This window comes from Neisseria sp. P0021.S005 (assembly GCF_051956955.1).
In genome coordinates this window covers 1-690 of record NZ_JBQCWY010000843.1, presented here as the reverse complement: position 1 = coordinate 690, position 690 = coordinate 1, and the positions used below count along the sequence as shown (strand labels likewise).

The window sequence follows — 690 nt, the reverse complement described above, 5'->3', positions numbered from 1 at the left end:
TTCATAGGCTTCTTGATGTAAAGTGCTTTGCACAGGATTGCTGGTACACAACACATTGCGGTTGACATCGCTGGCTGTGGCAATGGAATCCAAACCAAGTTTGTGCAATGCCTGATGCGCCTGTTTTAAATCGGTTTTCAGAATACCGTGGTATTGGAAGGTTTGACGGTTGGTCAGGCGGATGGAGCCGTAAATCGTGTTTTCACCGGCAAATTTGTCGATACCCAGCCACTGCTGCGGCGTAATGATGCCGCCGGGCAAACGGCAACGCAACATCATGTTTTTTAAAGGCTCAAGTTTTTGTTCGGTACGCTCGGCACGAATATCGCGGTTGTCCTGTTCGTACATGCCGTGGAAGCGGATAAGCTGAAAGTTGTCGGCAGTAAAGCCGCCGGTAAAGTCGTCTTTCAACTCTTCCTTAATCGTGCCATGCAGATAATCGCTGCGCTCTTTCAAGGCTTCGTTGCCGGACAAAGGCGTCTCAGGCAGCTTGGCTCGTGGGTCGGTTGTGGTAGCAGTCATTGAAGCACTCCTTATTTTTGGTATAGGCGTTACTTTAATGAGGCCGTCTGAAAATGAGAAAGAATGGTTTGTTTGTTTTAAAGACGATTTTGTTATATCGGTTTGAAACATAAAAAGGCCGTCTGAACTTTGCTTTCAGACGGCCTTTATATTGGACGGGACAAACCG

Annotated in this window: 1 pseudogene; it reads right to left on the bottom strand. The window is 47.4% G+C overall.

Features of this window, described 5'->3' with window-relative positions:
• Nucleotides 1-522, bottom strand: a pseudogene (locus ACTHUE_RS19725) (sulfite reductase subunit beta); the annotation flags it as partial.
• Nucleotides 523-690 lie beyond the last annotated feature (168 nt).